General features: G+C 81.2%; 1 protein-coding gene. It reads right to left on the bottom strand.

All coding sequences use genetic code 11. From position 1 onward, the window contains the following. Nucleotides 1-96: 96 nt before the first annotated feature. Complete coding sequence (locus tag ABEB16_RS22535; protein ID WP_345714377.1) at nucleotides 97-882, bottom strand: TIGR03089 family protein; 786 nt, start codon at nucleotides 880-882, stop codon at nucleotides 97-99. Between the last annotated feature and the right edge of the window lie 77 nt (nucleotides 883-959).

Genomic DNA, 959 nt, shown 5'->3' with positions numbered 1-959 from the left:
CGTGGTGGGGCCGCGCGGACGGGTACCGCCTCCCGGGTGAGAACCCGCACCCGGACGGCGCAGCGCCGGCGGCCCCGGCGGGACGGGTGGCCCCGCTCAGCCCTGCGTCGCGAGCACCGCCGTGACGAGCTCCTGCTCCCGGACCGCGGCGGGCAGTGCGTCCAGCGCCGGTGCCAGCACCACGGAGCCGCCGCGCACGTACGCGGCCAGGACGCTGCCCACCACCGCGGCCGGCGAGGCGTCGGTGAGCAGCCGCACCCCCACCGGCCAGGCCGCCCCCGCCGCCAGCGCCGCGGGCAGCAGGTCCCCGAACGACGTCGTGGCGCTGCGGGCGGTGCGGGCCGCGGCGGCCGGCTCCGGCGCGGCGTGCGGGCGGAAGACGTCGCCGTAGCCGGTGATCACGCGGGCGTAGTCCAGCACCCCGGCGGGGGCGCCGGCGGGGTAGGCCGCCGCCAGCGGCGCCAGCGCCACGACGACGCCGTCACCCGCGGCCGCTGCGGCGGTGGCCGCGTCCGCCGTCACGAGCACGTCCGCGCCCGCCGCCACCCCGCCGCCCGCGCCGTCGCCCACCACGACGCCCGCGCCCACCGACCAGGCGGCCAGCTGCCACACCAGCGCCCGCCAGTGCGCCGGCAGGTCCAGGGCCACCGTCGAGCCCGGGCCCGCGTCGAACTCCTCCACCAGCAGGTTCGCGGTCTTGGACACCCAGGTGTCCAGCACCCGCGCCGACAGCTCCACCCGCTCGCCGTCGTCGGCGTGGCGGGGCCCGTAGAACGTCAGCCGCGGCCGCGTCGGGTCCGCCGCGACGAGGCGGCGCAGCAGCTCGGCCACCGAGGGCGGCAGGGACGGCGGGACGGCGGGCGCGGAGCTCGGGGAGGCCACCGCGCCAGCCTAGGAGCCACCGCCCCGCCGGCGGCGCCGGCTGCGGCTACCGCCGGCGGTGCCGGCGGCGGCTACCG

The sequence above is a fragment of the Kineococcus glutinatus genome, assembly GCF_039542765.1.
GTDB classification, from domain to species: domain Bacteria; phylum Actinomycetota; class Actinomycetes; order Actinomycetales; family Kineococcaceae; genus Kineococcus_A; species Kineococcus_A glutinatus.
The sequence above is the reverse complement of the archived record's forward strand: the minus strand, read 5'-3'. Positions and strand labels throughout refer to the sequence as shown.